The following is a 16,686-nucleotide window of genomic DNA, read 5'->3' as shown; positions in this document are numbered from 1 at the left end:
CGTCCTCGCTGGTCACACGGGTCAGTCCGCGCAGCTTGCCCGTTGTCGGTGGTCAGGTCAGGCGTGGTCATCGGGGTCCTTTCGGATACGGGTCGGGGCACACCGGGAGTGGAGCGAGCGGGCGAGCAGCAGCCCGCCCACGAACGTGTCACCGAGGCCGATGGTGGCCGCGGGGTGGCTGAGGTGGGGCGCGGGGACACAGTCCGCGCGCAGCCCCTCCCCCAGCGGCCCGTCGGCCGGGCGGTCCTCGGTGTAGTCGGCCGCCGGTGGCGGCTCGAGGTCGGCGGCGGGGGCGCCGCGCGCGGCCCGCGCGGCGGCGAGCAGGCTGCCCGTCATCAGCGCGGTCCGCTGTTCGGTGGGATCGCCGCGGTGGACGGCGAGCACCCAGCCGTCCGCGTGCACACACACCCGGTCCAGGTGGTACGCGGTGGCGAAATGAGCCGCGGCGGTGACGGGTGAGGTGCGGGCCGAGGGACCGGCGAGCGCGGCGAGTTCGGACAGGCTCATGCCGACGGAGTCGGCGAGCGGGGCGTACTCGTCGCATCCCGCGCGCAGGGCGCGGACGCTGGCGAACTCGGCGAGTTCGAGGTGGAGCAGCGGCAGTCCGCCGTCCCGCCAGGCGTGGACGACCTCGGTGAGCCAGGCCCGGTCGGCGGGCCCGGTGCCGTCCTCGGGAAGCCCGTTCATGCCGGACAGCAGCCCCGCCGCGGCGGTGCGGGCCAGTTCACCGGAGCGGGCGGCGAACCACTCGTCGCGCTCGATCCCGTCGTCCATGAACCGCAGGATGATCCGGGAGGAGCGGGGCAGTCCGTCGGGCAGGCCGGGGGCGGGGGTGCCCGCGGCGAACTCCAGGACGCTGTGCGGCTGTTTCCCCCCGCCGGGGCGGGCGGTGGGCGCGTCGGCGCCGGTCAGCCGCCCGGCCGGGGCGGTGCCTTCGGCCGTGCACAGCATCACGTCGGGGTGGAGCACCGCGAGTTGCTCGGTGCCGCGGTCGGCCAGCGGGACGACGCTGGGCGCGCCGAGAACGGCGAGCGCCCAGGCGGCCTGCGGTCCGGTGCCGCCGAGCTGCACCCGGTCGGGCGCGCCGAGCAGCGTGCCCACCCAGTCGGTGCCGCCGGGCCACGGTACGGCGATCTCGCCGCCGTGGCCGTGCCGGATGCGGCCGACGACCTCGGCGGCGACCTCACCGGCGGGCCCGGCCGCGGTGGTCCGGGCGGCGAGGGCGGAGATCCGGTCGGGGTCCATCCGGTAGACGTGGTCGACGCAGGCGCTGAAGCCCGCCAGTACGGGTGCGGCCTGCCGGGCACCGGCGCGGACCCGGTCGGCCAGCGCGCGGTACCGCTCGGCCCACAGCTCGTCGCGGGCGATGACGCGCGGGATGGAGAGGCCGGTGCGGGAGGTCACTGCTTCACCGCCCCGGAGGTGATGCCGGCGACGATGCGGCGCTGGAAGAGCACCACGATCAGCACCAGCGGCAGGGTGACCACGACGGACGCGGCGGCCATGTCGCCCCAGGGGACGAAGTACTGGGACTGGAAGCCCGCGATGCCGACCGGCACGGTCTGGTGCTCGGGCGAGGAGGTGAAGGCCAGCGCGAGCATGAACTCGTTCCAGTTGGTGATGAAGCCGAGCATTCCGGCGGCCGCGATCCCGGGCAGCGCGAGCGGCAGGATCACGCTGCGCAGGGTGCGCAGCAGCCCCGCGCCGTCGATGGCCGCGGCCTCGTCCAGCTGGGTGGGCAGCGACCGGAAGTGGGCGTACAGGACGAAGATCATCAGCGGCAGGGCGAGCCCCACGTACGAACCGGAAAGACCCGTATAGGTGTCGAGCAGCCCCAGGGAGTTGAGCACCAGGTAGAGCGGCACGACGATCGAGATCTGCGGGAACATCGACAGGCCGAGGACGACGGCGAGCACCACGCCCTTGCCGGGCACCGGCAGCCGGGCGAGCGCATAGGTGGCCAGCGCCGCCAGCAGCAGTCCGATCGCGGTCGCGGTGACCGTGACGATGACGCTGTTGACCAGGTACTTGCTGAAGTCGTAGTCGGTGAAGACGGCCCGGTAGTGCTCCAGCGTGCCCGGGACGGGCAGCCAGTGCGGGGTCACCGAGGACAGATCGCGGTCCCGCTGGAACGAGGTGCTGAGCTGCCACAGGAACGGTGCGACGGACCAGAGCACGACGGCGGTGACGGCGGCCCGGAACAGCATCCGGCGGGTCAGCGCCCGGCGGCGGGCCCGGATGGCGGCGGGCGCGGCGGGAACCGGCGCGGGGATGGCGGTCATGGCTCAGCCCTCCAGGGCGCGGTAGCGCCGGCTCAGGTAGTAGGCGAAGCCCGCGGCGATGAGCACCTCGGTGATGAACGCGGCGGTGGCGATCATCGAGCCGTAGCCCAGTTCGAGCCCGGAGAAGAGGGTCTTGTAGCCGAAGGTGGACAGCGTCTCGGTGGAGTCCGCCGGTCCGCCGCCGGTGAGGACGTACGGCAGGTCGAAGACCCGGAAGGCGTCGAGGACCCGGATCAGGGCGGCGATCAGCAGGGCGGGCGCGATCACCGGCAGGGTGACGGAGCGGAAGGTGCACCAGGGCGATGCGCCGTCGATCTTCGCGGACTCGCCCAGTTCCTTCGGCACGGTCTGGAGCGCGGCGAGCACCAGCAGCGCCATGAACGGGGTGGTCTTCCAGATGTCGGCGAGCCCGATGGTGGCCAGGGCGGTGTGCGGATCGCCGAGGAAGTTGATGTAGCCGTCGGTCAGATGGAGGCGGGTCAGCAGGTAGTTGGCGACACCGGACTGACCGTCGAAGATCCAGCCGAACATCCGCGAGGTGACGACGGTGGGGATGGCCCACGGGATGAGCACGGCGGCGCGGGCCCAGCCGCGGCCGCGGAAGGACTGGTGCAGCACGAGGGCGAAGCCGATGCCGAGCGCGGTCTCCACCAGGGTGGTGCCGAAGGCGAAGGCCACCGTGCGCCACCAGGCGTTCCAGAACAGGTCGTCGCCGAGCAGCCGGGACAGGTTGGGGGTGCCGGTGAAGTGCGATCCGGTGGAGAATCCCGCGTCGTTCAGGGACAGCCACAGGGTGCGCAGCACCGGGTAGAGGGAGACGGCGAGGACGGCGGCGAGCGCGGGCGCCAGCAGGACGATGCCCATCAGGCGCGGGCCCGCGGACGAGGACTCGCGCAGCGGGACGCGGCGGCGCGGGTCGTCGGGACCTTCGGGGCCGGGCGTGAGCTGCGGCTGCTCCAGGGAGGGTGCGCGGTGCTTGCCGCGCAGCGGGGAGTGTCCGGGCGTTCTGTGGAAGAAGGCGAGGTGGCCCATCAGACGATCGCCTCCAGGTCGCGCCGGGCGGAGCGGAGGGTGCCCCGCACATCGCCGTAGACCAGGGCGCGGGAGACCGCGGACTGGAGGGCGAGGCTCACGCGGGAGTAGTGGGGGGTGACCGGGCGGGGCACTCCGTTGCCGAACGCCTCCTTCAGCTTGACCATCGCGGGCTGGCCCTTGGCCAGCTTCTTCTCGTCGTAGACCGAGACGCGGGAGGGGGCGTTGCCGAAGTCGAGCGCGAAGGCGAGCTGTGCCTCGGTGCCGGCGAGCCAGTGCAGGAAGTCCATGGCACCTTCCTTGTTGCGGGATCCCGCCGCGACGCCGAGCTGGTAGCCGCCGAGGCAGGAGGAGGACGTGCCGCCGGGGAAACTGGGCAGCGGGGCGACGTCGACCTTGCCGACGACCTTGGACTGGTCAGGGTTCTGGGAGACGCCGTAGACATAGCTCCAGTGCCGCATCATCCCGACCCGGCCCGCGGTGAACGGGCGGCGGCTGGGCTCCTCGTCCCACGAGAAGACCTCGGACGGGCTGACCTTGTAGCGGTGCACCAGGTCGCGCATGAACTGGACGGCCTCGACGCACGCAGGGCTGTCCACGCGGACCGCGCCCGAGGGGTCGATGATGCGGCCGCGGTTGGAGGCGATGAACTCGACCAGGTCGCAGAGGAGGATCTCGGCCTGCTTGGCCTGCCACAGATAGCCCATGGGCACCCGGCGGTGCTGCATCTCGGCCGCGGTGTCGGCCAGTTCGTGCCAGTCGGTGGGCGGCTTGCGGCCGAGTGCGCTCATCAGGTCGGTGCGGTAGTAGAGGCCGCCCGCGTCGACGTACCAGGGCAGGGCGACGAGACGGCCCCGGTAGGTGCACGCCTCGACCACACCGGGGAAGAAGGAGCGCCGCAGGCCCGCGGAGACGTCCTGGTCCAGGGGGTGCACCCAGCCCGCGGCGGCCAGCTCGGCGATCCACACCACGTCCTGGGGCGAAGACGTCGACCGTGCCGTCCTTGCGGGCCAGCAGCTGGGTGAGCTGCTGATGGCATTCGGTGCTGGAGCTGGGCGGCGGAAGATTGCGGACGGTCACCCGGTAGCGGCTCTGGGCGGTGTTGTAGCGGTCGGCGAACGACTGCATACCGGCCGCGCCTCCGGTGAACGCCGCGCAGGCGAAGGTGAGTTCGGTCCGCCGACCGCCACCGCCGCCCACCCGCCGGGCCGGTTCGTCACCCCCGCAGGCGCTGAGCAGCGGCGTGGCGGCGAGCGCGCCGAGGGCTGCGGCGCCGGTGGAGAGTGCCTGGCGGCGGGTCCACGGTGGCTCGGGTGGGGTGGGTGGGTGTGGCTCCACGGCGACTCCATTGACGCGGCACAGAAGCTATGCGGGAGGGGTACGCAGAAAGACGTACAAAGAAGCGCTGGTTTATGCGGCTCTTTGCTGCAAGCTACGGGGGCCACCCCCACCGGTCAAGGGTCGTGCTGCGAGTTCTTGCGGTAAGGTGCGAGAATCTGCTGTGTTGCGCAGCGTCGAGAAGGGGGCCACACGATGACGTCAGCAGAGGGGACCCGGGCCGCGAACCTGCCCGCGCGCCGCCGGGCCGACCTCACCGCCTTCATCCAGCAGCGCGGCCAGGCCACCATCGGGGAGCTGGCGAAGGAGTTCGCCGTCTCGGTGGACACCGTACGGCGTGACCTGGACCATCTGGCGGCGCGCGGCCTGGTGGCGCGCACCCACGGCGGGGCGGTGCCGGGCGGCGAGCTGGCCACCGCCGACAGTCCGGTGGCGGACCGGATGAACGAGCGCCGGGAGGCCAAGGAGGCCATCGGGACCGCCGCCGCCCGTCTGGTGCGGGACAACGAGACGCTGCTCGTCAACGGCGGCACCACGGTGCTCTCGGCGGTGGCCGCGCTCGGCGGCCACCGGGGGCTGACGATCGTCACCAACAATCTGCGGGTGCCGGGGATGGTCCCGGTGCAGGCCCTGCGCGATCTGTTCGTCCTCGGCGGCGGCTGCCGGACCACCGCGCTGGTGACCATCGGCCCGATCCGCTTCCCGGACACCGCCGGGGTGAGCGCGGACACCGCCCTCATCGCGGTGGGCGGGGTCAGCACCTCGGGGCTTTCGGTGTCCAACATCCCGGAGGCCCAGATGATCCAGGAGATGATGGACTCCGCGTCCCGGGTCGTGGTGCTGGCGGACTCGGCCAAGTTCGAGCGCCGGGCGCTGGCCCGGATCTGCCCGCTCAGCCGCATCGACGTGCTGGTCAGCGAGCGGCCGCCCAGCGGTGAGCTGGCCCTCGCCCTCGACCGGGCCGAGGTGACCCTCGCCGGTCCGTACCTCCCCGAGGACGGCTGACCCCGCCGGGCACATGGCTCCGGCGGGGTGCCCGGGGGTCTTGCACGGTCGTGCATGCTCTTGCGTGGTCCTACGTGTTTTACATGTCTTACGTGTTTACGTGAGCCGGTCCTTGGCCTTGTAGTACGCCCCGGCGAAGGGCAGGAACCAGGCAGTGCCGTTGTAGAAGGGCACCGGGATCTTCGGGAAGCCGATGCCGCGCAGCGGATTGGCCTCCGGGTGACCGTCCATCACCTCGGCCATGGCGCGGCCCATGTACGTGGCCATCTGGACACCGTGGCCGCAGTAGCCCATGGAGTAGTACACACCCCCGGCCTGGCCCGCGTGCGGGATGCGGTCGTAGGAGAACCCGACGCTCCCGCCCCACACATAGTCGATGCCCACGTTGCTCAACTGCGGGAATATCTCGGCCATTTCGCGCTTCAGCACCGCCCCGCTGCGGCGGTCCGAGGCCGGGTCGGAGGGGGCGAAGCGGGCCCGGCCGCCGAAGGCGAGGCGGTGGTCGGGGGTGAGCCGGATGTAGTGGCCGATGTTCTTGGAGTCGACCACCAGACGGGCCTTCGGGATGACCTCCCGGGCCAGCTCCTCCCCCAGGGGCTCGGTGACGATGACGAAGCTGCCGACGGACACCAGCCGCTTGCGGAACCACGGCAGCGACCCGTCGGTGTACGCGTCGGTGGCGGCCATCACCTGCTTGGCGCGGACCGTGCCGTGCAACGTCTCCACCAGGAAGGTGCCGTCCGGGGAGCGGGTCACGGCGGTGGCGGCGTTGCGCTCGTGGATCCGCGCCCCGGCCCGCTCGGCGGCGTCCGCGAGGCCGTGGACGTACTTGCCGACGTGCAGCCCCGCGCTGAGCGGATCCAGCAGCGCGCCGTGGTAGTAGTCCGAGCCGAGTTCGGCGCGCAGCTCGCCCGGGCTCAGCAGCACCGTCTCATGGCCGAAGTTCTCCGCCAGATCGCGCTGCTGGGCCTTCTTCTGCTCGAAGTGCTCGGGCTTGTACGCCACGCCGAGCCGGCCGCACCGGTTGAAGTCGCAGTCGATGCCCTCCTTCTCGGTCAGCTCCTCGACGACGTCGACCGCTTCGCGGAAGGCGTCGTACAGCTCACGGGCGCGCGGCTGCCCGTAGCGCTTGCGCGCCTCGCCGGTGGAGATGGTGATGCCCTGGGTGCACATGCTGCCGTTGCGCCCCGAGGCACCGGAGCCGATCTTGTCCTTCTCCACGAGCAGGACGTCGGCGCCCTTGCGGGCGGTGTGCAGGGCGGTGGACAGACCGGTGAGACCGCCGCCGATCACCGCCACGTCGACCGCGTCGGGCAACTCCTTGCCCGAGCGGTCCGGGAACGGCGGGGCGGTGTCGAGCCAGTACGGGATCTGCTTCATGCGGCGCTCCTAGCAGCCCAGCAGGGCGGGCAGGCCGGACAGGTCGGACAGCTCGTCGTAGGGCTGGTACGCGGTGCTGCCCCGGCGGCCGAACCGGTTGATCCACACCCGGCGGGCAAGACCCAGGTCACGGGTGGGGATGAGGTCGTACTCCCAGCCCTGGGCGGTGTGGATGACCTGGGACGGTTCGACGCCGATGGTCTTGTACGCGTACTCGAAGGTCTCCCGGGACGGCTTGTATGCCCCGGCCTGCTGCGCCGTGATCACATGGTCGAAGTCCACGCCGATGCGCTCGATGTTCCGCGCGATCAGATCGTCGTTGGTGTTGGAGATGATGGCGATCTCATAGCGGGACTTCAGCGCCCGCAGCGCGTCCGGCACCTCCGGGAAGGGCCCGAAGCCGGACACGGCCTCCACCAGGGCGTCGCCGTCGGAGGTGCGGAACTCCAGTCCGTGCAGCCGCATCGCCTTCTCCAGGCTGGAGTGCAGCACCTCGTCGTACGGACGGTATGCCTCCAGGACTGCCTGGAAGCGCATCACCCGGAAGTTGTCGATGAACTTGTCCACGTCCAGCCCGTCCAGATCGAGCCGGTCCCGCAGCGTCTTCAGGGTCGCCGGGACGAGTTCGAAATCGACGAGGGTGCCATAGGCGTCGAAGGTCACTACCTGGCGCATGTTCTCCACCTCACTGGTTGTCATAGGGGTCAGACCACCCGTTCGCCGGGGGCCACGATGGCGTCGAGGGCGGCCAGATCGGCCGCGTCGGGGATCCATTCGGCCGCCGCCGCGTTGGCGGTGGCCTGGTCCGGGGTCATCGCTCCGCAGATCACGGAGCCCACCCCGGGAAGTGCGGCCAGCCCGCCGACCGCCACGTGCAGCAGCGGTCGGCCGCGCTCGGCGCCGTAGGCCGCCAGCGCCTCGACCCGGTCGAGGGCCGCGTCGGTCAGCCACCCCTCCCGCCAGGACAGCCTGCTGCCCGGCGGCGGGGCTTCGCCGCGCCGGTACTTGCCGCTGAGCAGGCCGTTGGCCAGCGGATAGTACGGCAGCAGCGCGGTGCCCAGCCGGGCGGCGGCAGGGGTCAGCGCGGTTTCGGCGGTGCGGTCCAGCAGGTGGTAGCGGACCTGGGTGGACACGAACCCGGCCACCAGCTGCGGCCCCGTCATATTGGAGCAGCCGTAGTGGCGCACCACGCCCTCGGCCACCAGCTCCTCCAGCGCGGCGACGGTCTCGGCGACCGGGGTGACGCCGTCCGGCTCGTGGTACTGGTACAGGTCGATGTAGTCGGTGCCGAGCCGCCGCAGCGACCTCTGGACGGCGTGCCGGATATACGGCCGGGAGCCGCGCGGTCCGAAGCGGTCGTACTCCGGCCCCATGGCCATGCCGAACTTGGTGGCCAGCACCACGCTGTCGCGACGGCCCTTGAGGGCCGCGCCGAGCAGCCGTTCGCTGTCGCCCGCCTGGCCGCCACCGCCGTATCCGCCGTAGGTGTCGGCGGTGTCGAAGAGGATGATGCCCGCGTCCAGCGCGGCGTGGACGACGGCCCGGGTGGCGTCCTCGTCCAGCCGTGAGCCGAAGTTGTTGCCGCCGAGGCCGACCACCGAGACGTGTGGCCCGGTGTGACCGAGCCACCGGTAGCGCATCACCGCTCCCCCGCGCCGAAGCCGATGCACACGTTCTTCAGCTGGGTGTAGCTGTCCAGGGCGGCCAGGCCCTTCTCGCGTCCCCAGCCGCTGTGCTTGTAGCCGCCGAAGGGCAGTTCCACGCCGGTGCCCACACCCACCGCGTTGATGTTGACCTGCCCGGCCCGGATGCCGTCGGCGAGGCGCAGCGCCGTGTTCATGTCGCGGGTCCACACGTAGGAGGACAGGCCGTACGGGGTGTCGTTGGCGAGGGCGAGGGCGTCCGCCACGTCGTCGAATTCGATGACGGTGATGACCGGGCCGAAGATCTCCTCCTGGGCGGTGCGGGTGTCGTTGGTGAGCCCGGTGAGCACGGTCGGCTCGATGAAGTACCCGTCGGCGAGCGCCGGATCGGCCGGGCGGCCGCCACCGGTACGGACCACGGCGCCCTCCTCGCGGGCCAGCCGCAGATAGCCCTCGACCCGGTCGCGCTGCCGGGCGGAGACGAGCGGGCCCAGGTCGGGATCGGCCGGGCCCGGCCCCAGCCGCAGCGACGCGGCGTGGGCGGCGAGCCGGGCGGTGAACTCCTCGGCGAATCCGTCGCCGCGCTGGAGCAGCAGCCGGGTACCGGCCGAACAGGTCTGCCCGGCGTTGCCGAACACCGAACCCGCCACCGCGCCCAGCGCCAGGTCCACATCCGCGTCGGCGAACACCACGCTCGGGGACTTGCCGCCCAGCTCCACCACCGAGGGCACCACATTGGCGGCCGCGCTCCGGGCGACCGAGATGCCGGTGGCCACCGATCCGGTGAAGGTGATCTGGTCGATGCCGGGATGTCCGGCGAGGGCCGCGCCCGCCTCGCCGTCCCCCGGCACCACGTTGAGCACCCCGGGCGGCAGCCCGCACTCCAGTGCGATGCGGCCGATCTGGAGCGGTGTCAGGGGCGCCTCAGGGACGGCTTGAGCACGACCGTGCAGCCCGCGGCGAGGGCGGGGGCGCTGCCCCGGGCGGTGTTCTGGAGCGGGTAGTTGAACGGGATGATCTGCCCGGACACCCCGATCGGCTCCCGCACGGTGTAGTCGAGGAGCCCGGGGCCGAGCGGCACGGTCGTACCGCCCAGCTTGTCGGCGACGCCCGCGTAGAACTCGAAGTAGCGGGCGGCGGCCTCCACATCGGCCCGCGCCTGGCTCAGCGGCTTGCCCACGTCCAGCGATTCCAGCCGGGCCAGAGCCTCGGCCCGAACCCGGATCTCGGAGGCGATACGGAACAGCAGCCGACCGCGGTCGGCGGGCCGCAACCGCGCCCAGTCGGCGGATTCCAGGGCGCGGCGGGCGGCGGCCACCGCCCGGTCCACATCGGCCGGACCCGCCTTGGCCACCTCGGCGATCGGGGTGCCGTGGGCCGGGTCGAGGACGGTGAAGGCGACACCGTCCGCGGCGGGGACGGGCTTGCCGTCGATGAGCAGTTCGGTGACGGGCTCATCGGTGGCGGAACCGGTCTCGGACTCCGCCGTCATGGCCGGATCTCCCCCTCGACACCGCCGAAGATGACCACCTCGTCGCCGGGGCGTACGGTACGGAGCCGGCGCACCCACAGCACGATGCCGTCCCAGGGGGCGCGCACCTCTTCCAGCACGGTGCCGTAGTGGTCGGTGATGGTGGCGATCAGATCGCCCTCCTTGCACTGTTCGCCGGGCCCGGCGTGGCCGAGGAAGAAGCCGCCGTCCGCCGAGCGGGCGAACGTGCCGCTCACCGCCGTGTAGTCGGTGCGCAGTTCCGCCTCGCCCTCGACCATGCCCAGTTGGCGCATGATGTTGCGGACCGAGCCGAGGTGGAGGTCCACGGTCTCCTCGCGGTACGTACCGCCGCCCGCCTCGATGGTGATGGCGGGCTTGCCCGCCTGGAGGGTGGACAGCCGGGCCGTACCGCCCCAGGAGCCGCCCTTTCCAGATCAGCTCGTGTCCGGCGGCGAGGCCGATGGGGGTGCCCAGCTCCTCGTAGCCGCCCTGGACGATGGTCAGCGGGGCGATCTCCCCGAAGGTGCCGCCGGTGTGCAGGTCCACCAGGGCGTCGATGGCGGGGATGACCTGGTCGACGAAGGTGGCGGCGAGCCGCAGCGAGTACGAGCCGTCCGCGTCGCCGGGGAAGATGCGGTTGAGGTTGGCGTGGTCGAGGCCGCTTGGGCCGGGCTCCCGGCCTTGAAAGGGGGGGGGGGGTCCCCCCAAGGGAATCCCCGCGGGGGGGGGCCCGCCCAGCGTCTCGGGGTCGGTGGTGGCGACGACGCGGCGGACGGCCTCCATGCCCTTCGTACTCGTCGCCCGTTGACGCCCGCCGTCCACGCACAGCACCGGGCCGGGGGCGGTGCCGTTGACGACGAGCAGCGGGATGCCGAGCTGGACGCCGTAGGAGTGGGCGCCGACCGGGATCAGACCCTGGGCACGCTCGCCGGGGGCGCAGGTGACGGGGCCGATGGTGTAGGGGGTGACGTCGGTGGTCGTCATGGGTGGAGAACCTCGTGTCTGTGAAGGTCGGTGAGTGCGGGTCAGGCGGTGGGGAGGCGGGTGGCGGCCTCGTCGAGGGTGGCGCCGATGATGTCGACGATCCGGTCCAGGAGTGCGCGGTCGCTGATGAGCGGTGGCGCGATCTGCACCAGCGGGGCGGCGCGGTCGTAGACGCGGGCGAGCAGTCCGGCCTCGCGCAGCCGGCGCGGGATGAGGTCGCGTACGAGGGCGGCGCGCAGGGGTTCGCCGAAGGCGCCGCCCTCGCCGTCCCCGGCGAGTTCGACTGCGTAGAAATAGCCCTCGCCGCGGACGTCGGCGACGATCGGCAGCGCGCTCAGCTCGGCCAGCCGCTTGGCGAGGTGGTCCTGGCCGTCGCGGACACCGGCCAGGATGCCGTCGCGTTCGATGATGTCGATGCTGCGCAGGGCGATGGCCGCGCACAGCGGATGGCCGCCGAAGGTGTAGCCGTGGTTGAGGACCTCGCCGGGGCGGTTGAGGACGTCGGCGACCTGAGTGCTGATCATGGTGGCGCCCATCGGGGCGTAGCCCGCGGTCAGCCCCTTGGCGAGGGTGATGAGGTCGGGGCGGGCGCCGTAGCGCTCGCCGCCGAACCATTCGCCGAGCCGTCCGAAGGCGGTGATCACCTCGTCGGCGGCGAGCAGGAAGCCGTACCGGTCGGCGAGGCGTCTGAGCCCCTGCCAGTACCCGGCGGGCGGGGGGATGCAGCCGCCGCGGTTCTGCACGGGCTCGGCGATGAGCATGGCCACGGTCTCCGGGCCCTCGTCCAGGATCGCCGCTTCGGCGTCGGCCAGGAGGAGTTCGGTGAAGGCGGCGTCGTCGAGCGGTTCGGGCAGTCGGCCGCGGTTGGTGTCGGCGATGAACCGGGTGGTGACGGCCGGGGGGCCGTACGGCTGAGTGAGGCCGGGGTCGTCGGTGAACGACAGGGCGCCGAGCGTCAGCCCGTGGTAGGCGCCGCGCCGGGCGATGGCCTTGGTGCGGCCCGGTTCGCCGCGCAGCGCGTGGTACTTGCGGGCGATCTTCCAGGCGGTTTCGACGGCCTCGGCGCCACCGCCGCTGAAGAAGGTGTGGGTGATGCCGTCGGGGGCGAGCTCGGCGAGCCGGTCGGCGAGGGCGAGCGCGGTGGGGTGCGCGGAGCTGGACCACAGCGGGCTGTAGCACAACTCGCCGAGCTGGTCGCGGGCCGCTTCGGCGAACTCGTCGGCATAGCCGTAGCCGAGCTGGGCGCAGTACAGGCCGGACAGCCCGTCGATGTAGCGGCGGCCGTCGGCATCGTGGACGTACGGACCCTCGCCACGGGTGACGACGAACAGATCGCGGCCCGGGGCGCCGATGGATCCATTGGCGGTCATGTTGAGCAGCAGACGCCGCTCCACGGTGGCGGGACCGGTGAGGGTGAGAGCTTCGGTACTGGTCATACGGCGTCGCCTCCGGGGGCGAGTCCGGCGGTGTTCTCCACCGACAGCAGCGCGTGCTGACGCCCCGAGCCGATCCAGCGCACCAGGCCCACCAGGACGAGCGCGAGCACCGCGAAGGCGATGAGCACGGCACTGACCGCGGTCACGCTCGGGTCGACGTCGTAGGAGAGGGCGTTGAAGACCTGCACGGGCAGGGTCACGGTGTTGGCGGAGGACAGGAACTGGGAGATGAAGAACTCGTCGAAGCTGGTGATGAAGGAGAAGATGGCGGCCGCGACGATGCCGGGCGCGGCCAGCGGGAAGGTGATCCGGCGGGCCACGGTGAGACGGCCCGCGCCCATGCTGGCGGCGGCGTCCTCCAGCCGCTCGTCGATGCCGCGCAGGGTGGCCACCAGGATCATCACCGCGATGGGCGAGGCCAGGACGGTGTGGCCGAGCGCGATGGCGATGGGGCTGCCGAGCATCGCGGCGGGTTCGAAGAGCAGGAACAGCCCGAGCGCGGTGACGACCTGCGGGATCAGCAGCGGGCCGAGGACGAGGGCGTACACCGCGGAGCGCAGCGGCAGTTCGCTGCGGGTGAGCGCGGTGGCGGCGGTGATGCCGAGGACCACCGAGAACACGGTGGTGATGGAGGCCACCAGCACGCTGAGCGACAGCGCGGCGGGCCATTTGCTGCCGTCGGGCGAACAGCGCCCGGTAACAGCCGAGAGTCCAGGTGCTGGGCGGGAACGAGCCGAAGGCGTCCCCCGCCGAACGAGGTGACGACGATGACGATGATCGGCAGGGCCAGGAAGAGCAGGATGAGGGTGGCGGCGGCGGTGAGCGCGATCCGTCCGGTCCATGTGCCGCGCAGTCCGGTCATGACGTACTCCTCTTCCGCGCGCCCGCGCCGATGGACCGGGCGGTCTTGAGCAGCAGCAGTCCGGCGAAGGTGATGAGCAGCAGGACGACGCCCTGGGCGGCCGCCCCGTTCCACTGGTCCTGCTTCATCACCTGGTCGTTGATGAGGGAGGCCACCATGGTCTGCTTGGTGCCGCCCATCAGCGCGGGGGTGATGTAGTAGCCGAGGCACAGGATGAAGCTGAGCAGTCCGGCGCTGGCCAGACCGGGGGCGACGAGCGGCAGATAGATGCGGGCGAAGATGCGTACCCGGCCGGCGCCCATGCTGGCCGCGGCGGCGAGCAGCCGCCGGTCGACGCCGCGCATCACTCCGTACAGCAGCAGGACGGTGTACGGGAGCATCACGGCGGTGGTGCCGATGACCACGCCGGTTTCGTTGTAGAGCATCCGGAACGGAGCGCCGGGCACCTTGAGGCCGGTGAGGGACTGGTTGGCCAGGCCGTGGTCGCCGAGCAGGATGATCCAGCCGTAGGTACGCACCAGGGCGCTGATGAAGTGCGGGACGACGACGATCAGCATGACGAGCCCGGCCCAGATCGGCCGCAGCCGGGAGAGCGCGTTGGCGAGGACGAAGCCCACGGCCAGGCTCAGCAGGGACGTTTCTGCGGAGATCCTCAGGGTGGTGATGAGGACGGACAGATTGGCGCCGCTGAGGGCCTCGGCGTACCAGTGCAGGGTGAGCGCGCCGTCGTTGCTCTTCAGGCTGAGCAGCAGGGTGCCGAGGATGGGGAAGACGAAGAGGACGAGCAGGTAGAGGACGATCGGCGAGGCGTTGAGCAGGCCGATACGGGCTCTGCGGGTGCCCACCAGCCGGTGGCGCAGCCCGCGCGGGCGTCTCGGCTTGGGGGCACTGTGGGGGCGTACGGGCGTGGCGGGGCGTACCAGGGATCCGGCCATGGCTCAGCCGTCCCGTTCTGCCGGGAAGACGTTGATGTCCTCGGCGTCGGCGGTCAGTCCGACCCGCGGGGGGGGGGCGGGGGCGCGTCCGGCGGGCACTTCGAGGCGCAGCAGCGGGGTGTCCTCGGCGATCCGTACTCCGGTGCGGACCAGGGTGCCCACATAGGTGACGGTTTCCACGGTGCCCGTACAGAAGCCCTGCTCGGGGGCGCAGACACGGAGCCGTCCGGGCTGTACGGCGGCCTGGACCTGCTGGCCGGGGCTGAGGGAGTGGGGGCGGGCGGTGAGCAGTCCGCCGTGGTCGATGCGGACCAGGGTGGCGTCGTCGTCGCCCTTCATCACCCGGCCGGGGAGGAAGTTGGCGGCGCCGAGGAAGTCGGCGACGAACGGGGTGCGGGGCCGCTCGAAGAGTTCGCGCGGGGTGTCGAACTGGTCGATGCCGCCGTCCCGCATCACCGCGATGCGGTCGGACAGGACGAGCGCCTCTTCCTGATCGTGAGTCACATAGATGACGGTGAGACCGAGTTCGCGCTGGATGGCCTTGATCTCGACCTGGAGCTGGTCGCGGAGCTTCTTGTCGAGCGCGCCGAGCGGTTCGTCCATGAGGATCACCGGCGGGCGGTAGATCAGCGCCCGGCACAGGGCTACGCGCTGCTGCTGGCCGCCGGACAGCTCGCGCGGGCGGCGCCCGGCGAAGCCGCCCATCCCGGCCATCTCCAGGGCCTCGTGCACCCGGGTGCGGATCTCGGCCTTGGGCACGCCGCGCAGCTGGAGCGGGAAGGCGAGGTTCTCACCGACGGTCATGTGCGGGAAGAGCAGGTACTGCTGGAAGACGAAGCCGAAGCCGCGCTTCTGCGGGGCGAGCCGGGTGACGTCGCGGCCGCCGACGGTGACGGTGCCGGAGTCGGGTTCGACGAATCCGGCGACCATCATCAGGGTGGTGGTCTTGCCGGAGCCGGAGGGGCCGAGGAAGGTGACGAACTCCCCCGCCGCTATCTCCATCGATGCGGAGTCCACGGCCACGGCGCTGCCGTAGGTCTTGTGGAGCCCCACGATGGACAGGGCCTTGCCGGTGGGCGAGGTCTGCTGGGACGCGGTCGTCATGGCGGGGGCGGGGTCGGCGATGTGGAGGTCAGGCACGGGACCACTCCAGCCAGCGCTTGCCGATGGCGTCCTCGTTCTTGATCCACCAGGCGACGTCCAGGTCGAAGCCGGACTCCAGGTGGGAGGGCGAGCTGGGCAGATTGGCCTTGACGTCGTCGGAGAGCTGGTCGTAGGCGGACGGGACGACCGGGCCCATCGGGTAGATCTTGGCGAAGGCGGCCTGGACGTCGGGCCGCAGCGAGAAGTCGATGAGCTGGTAGGCGGCGTCGGTCTTGTCGGTTCCCTTGGGGATGCCCCAGCCGTTGGACTGCCTGCGGGCGCCGTTCCACTGGTACGCCATCGGGCTGCCGCCCTTGATCAGCGCGTCCAGCCGGCCCTGCCAGACGCTGGTCATCACGACTTCCTTGCGGCCGAGCAGCACTCCGGGGAGGGCGCCGGTGTCCCAGTACTTCTTCACCGACCCCTTGATGCGGTCCATGGACTTGAACGCACGGTCCACGTCGAGCGGGTAGAGCTTGTCCATGGGCACGCCGTCGGCGAGCAGGGCGAATTCCAGCTCGGGCAGGTCGGCGTCCTGGGTCTGGAGGGAGCGGCTGCCGGGGAACTTCTTGGTGTCCCAGAAGTCCGCCCAGGACGCGGGCTTGCGGCCGCCGAAGACATCGGTGCGGTAGGCCATGACGCTGGCCCAGTAGTTCTTGCCCACCGAGTAGTCGGTGACGAGCTTGCTCGCGATCCGGGCCTTCTTGAAGTTCTTCAGCCGGTCGTGGTCGAGCTTCTGGAGGGCGCCCTTCGCGCCGAGTTTCATGAAGTCGGCCATCGAGTCGTCGATGACGTCGAACTGCGGCCTGCCCTGCTTGATCTGGGCGAGCATCTGGGCGTACTGGATGTTGACGACCTGGATGGAGATGCCGGTTTCCTTGGTGAAGGCGTCGTACAGCGCCTTCTGGTTGGCGTCCCCGTAGGTGCCACCGCTGTTGCGGACGGTGAGGGTCTTCTTTCCGCCGCCGCTGTCGGCGCGGCTGGTGCCGGTGCCGCAGGCGGCCAGCGACGGCAGGGCGGCGACGGCGGCGAGGCCGCCGGCCCCGCGCAGCAGCGCCCTGCGTCCGATCTGTGGGTCTCTCATCACTGCACCTCCGGGTTGTGCGGGTCGGGCGGGTCGAGGGGGCCATGCGGGATGGCAGCGGTGTACGGGG

Annotated in this window: 14 protein-coding genes and 1 pseudogene; 1 reads left to right on the top strand and 14 read right to left on the bottom strand. The window is 71.5% G+C overall.

Going from position 1 to position 16,686, the window contains the following annotated elements; translation table 11 throughout:
• Positions 1-57: 57 nt before the first annotated feature.
• The 4 genes from SSOG_RS42235 to SSOG_RS42220 are packed head-to-tail and all read right to left on the bottom strand — an operon-like array spanning position 58 to position 4,348.
• Positions 58-1,404, bottom strand: coding sequence for an ADP-dependent glucokinase/phosphofructokinase (locus SSOG_RS42235; RefSeq protein ID WP_050800171.1), 1,347 nt, complete (start codon positions 1,402-1,404; stop codon positions 58-60).
• A complete protein-coding gene (locus SSOG_RS42230) occupies positions 1,401-2,282 on the bottom strand; it encodes a carbohydrate ABC transporter permease (protein WP_009720458.1) in 882 nt (293 codons plus the stop codon). Before SSOG_RS42230 ends, SSOG_RS42235 begins: the two co-directional genes overlap by 4 nt.
• Before the next feature lie 3 nt (positions 2,283-2,285).
• Complete coding sequence (locus SSOG_RS42225; RefSeq protein WP_208867445.1) at positions 2,286-3,314, bottom strand: carbohydrate ABC transporter permease; 1,029 nt, start codon at positions 3,312-3,314, stop codon at positions 2,286-2,288.
• Entirely contained in the window at positions 3,314-4,348 is a 1,035-nt protein-coding gene (locus SSOG_RS42220) for an ABC transporter substrate-binding protein (RefSeq protein ID WP_281048215.1), read from the bottom strand. Before SSOG_RS42220 ends, SSOG_RS42225 begins: the two co-directional genes overlap by 1 nt.
• Before the next feature lie 499 nt (positions 4,349-4,847).
• On the opposite strand from SSOG_RS42220, the gene SSOG_RS42215 reads away from it, so the two are divergent.
• Positions 4,848-5,657, top strand: coding sequence for a DeoR/GlpR family DNA-binding transcription regulator (locus tag SSOG_RS42215; RefSeq protein ID WP_009720455.1), 810 nt, complete (start codon positions 4,848-4,850; stop codon positions 5,655-5,657).
• Positions 5,658-5,753: 96 nt separating this feature from the next.
• Here SSOG_RS42215 and SSOG_RS42210 read toward each other — a convergent pair whose 3' ends face one another.
• The 10 genes and pseudogenes from SSOG_RS42210 to SSOG_RS42165 all read right to left on the bottom strand — a co-directional run bounded on the left by SSOG_RS42210 (position 5,754) and on the right by SSOG_RS42165 (position 16,616).
• Positions 5,754-7,037 (bottom strand): NAD(P)/FAD-dependent oxidoreductase, encoded by a 1,284-nt coding sequence (locus SSOG_RS42210; protein WP_009720454.1) that lies wholly within the window; start codon positions 7,035-7,037, stop codon positions 5,754-5,756.
• 9 nt (positions 7,038-7,046) lie between these two features.
• Positions 7,047-7,712, bottom strand: coding sequence for a haloacid dehalogenase type II (locus tag SSOG_RS42205; protein WP_039942680.1), 666 nt, complete (start codon positions 7,710-7,712; stop codon positions 7,047-7,049).
• Between the two features lie 29 nt (positions 7,713-7,741).
• Positions 7,742-8,677: an aldo/keto reductase gene (locus SSOG_RS42200; RefSeq protein WP_039940047.1), complete on the bottom strand. Its 936-nt coding sequence runs from the start codon at positions 8,675-8,677 to the stop codon at positions 7,742-7,744.
• A pseudogene (locus tag SSOG_RS42195) lies at positions 8,677-10,172 on the bottom strand (aldehyde dehydrogenase family protein). Before SSOG_RS42195 ends, SSOG_RS42200 begins: the two are co-directional and overlap by 1 nt.
• Entirely contained in the window at positions 10,169-10,498 is a 330-nt protein-coding gene (locus SSOG_RS57005) for a succinylglutamate desuccinylase/aspartoacylase family protein (protein WP_425385448.1), read from the bottom strand. Before SSOG_RS57005 ends, SSOG_RS42195 begins: the two are co-directional and overlap by 4 nt.
• Before the next feature lie 699 nt (positions 10,499-11,197).
• Positions 11,198-12,592, bottom strand: coding sequence for an aminotransferase class III-fold pyridoxal phosphate-dependent enzyme (locus SSOG_RS42185; RefSeq protein WP_009720449.1), 1,395 nt, complete (start codon positions 12,590-12,592; stop codon positions 11,198-11,200).
• Entirely contained in the window at positions 12,589-13,230 is a 642-nt protein-coding gene (locus SSOG_RS42180) for an ABC transporter permease (protein WP_245606505.1), read from the bottom strand. The genes SSOG_RS42185 and SSOG_RS42180 overlap by 4 nt, the downstream gene beginning before the upstream one ends.
• 220 nt (positions 13,231-13,450) lie before the next feature.
• Positions 13,451-14,389 carry an ABC transporter permease gene (locus SSOG_RS42175; RefSeq protein ID WP_050800169.1) on the bottom strand — a complete coding sequence of 313 codons (939 nt, stop codon included), beginning with the start codon at positions 14,387-14,389 and terminating at the stop codon, positions 13,451-13,453.
• A gap of 3 nt (positions 14,390-14,392) precedes the next feature.
• Positions 14,393-15,493: an ABC transporter ATP-binding protein gene (locus SSOG_RS42170; RefSeq protein WP_039942677.1), complete on the bottom strand. Its 1,101-nt coding sequence runs from the start codon at positions 15,491-15,493 to the stop codon at positions 14,393-14,395.
• Between the two features lie 28 nt (positions 15,494-15,521).
• Positions 15,522-16,616: an ABC transporter substrate-binding protein gene (locus tag SSOG_RS42165; RefSeq protein WP_039940045.1), complete on the bottom strand. Its 1,095-nt coding sequence runs from the start codon at positions 16,614-16,616 to the stop codon at positions 15,522-15,524.
• Positions 16,617-16,686 lie beyond the last annotated feature (70 nt).

It is taken from the genome of Streptomyces himastatinicus ATCC 53653 (genome assembly GCF_000158915.1).
Classification (GTDB): domain Bacteria; phylum Actinomycetota; class Actinomycetes; order Streptomycetales; family Streptomycetaceae; genus Streptomyces; species Streptomyces himastatinicus.
Note: the sequence above shows the minus strand (reverse complement) of the source record. Positions and strands in the feature narration are given on the sequence as shown.

Coding starts and splice junctions, on each gene's coding strand:
- SSOG_RS42230 (WP_009720458.1), bottom strand. CDS start 2,282: ATGACCGCCATCCCCGCGCCGGTTCCCGCCGCGCCCGCCGCCATCCGG.
- SSOG_RS42225 (WP_208867445.1), bottom strand. CDS start 3,314: ATGGGCCACCTCGCCTTCTTCCACAGAACGCCCGGACACTCCCCGCTG.
- SSOG_RS42215 (WP_009720455.1), top strand. CDS start 4,848: ATGACGTCAGCAGAGGGGACCCGGGCCGCGAACCTGCCCGCGCGCCGC.
- SSOG_RS42210 (WP_009720454.1), bottom strand. CDS start 7,037: ATGAAGCAGATCCCGTACTGGCTCGACACCGCCCCGCCGTTCCCGGAC.
- SSOG_RS42205 (WP_039942680.1), bottom strand. CDS start 7,712: ATGCGCCAGGTAGTGACCTTCGACGCCTATGGCACCCTCGTCGATTTC.
- SSOG_RS42200 (WP_039940047.1), bottom strand. CDS start 8,677: ATGCGCTACCGGTGGCTCGGTCACACCGGGCCACACGTCTCGGTGGTC.
- SSOG_RS42185 (WP_009720449.1), bottom strand. CDS start 12,592: ATGACCAGTACCGAAGCTCTCACCCTCACCGGTCCCGCCACCGTGGAG.
- SSOG_RS42175 (WP_050800169.1), bottom strand. CDS start 14,389: ATGGCCGGATCCCTGGTACGCCCCGCCACGCCCGTACGCCCCCACAGT.
- SSOG_RS42170 (WP_039942677.1), bottom strand. CDS start 15,493: ATGACGACCGCGTCCCAGCAGACCTCGCCCACCGGCAAGGCCCTGTCC.
- SSOG_RS42165 (WP_039940045.1), bottom strand. CDS start 16,616: ATGAGAGACCCACAGATCGGACGCAGGGCGCTGCTGCGCGGGGCCGGC.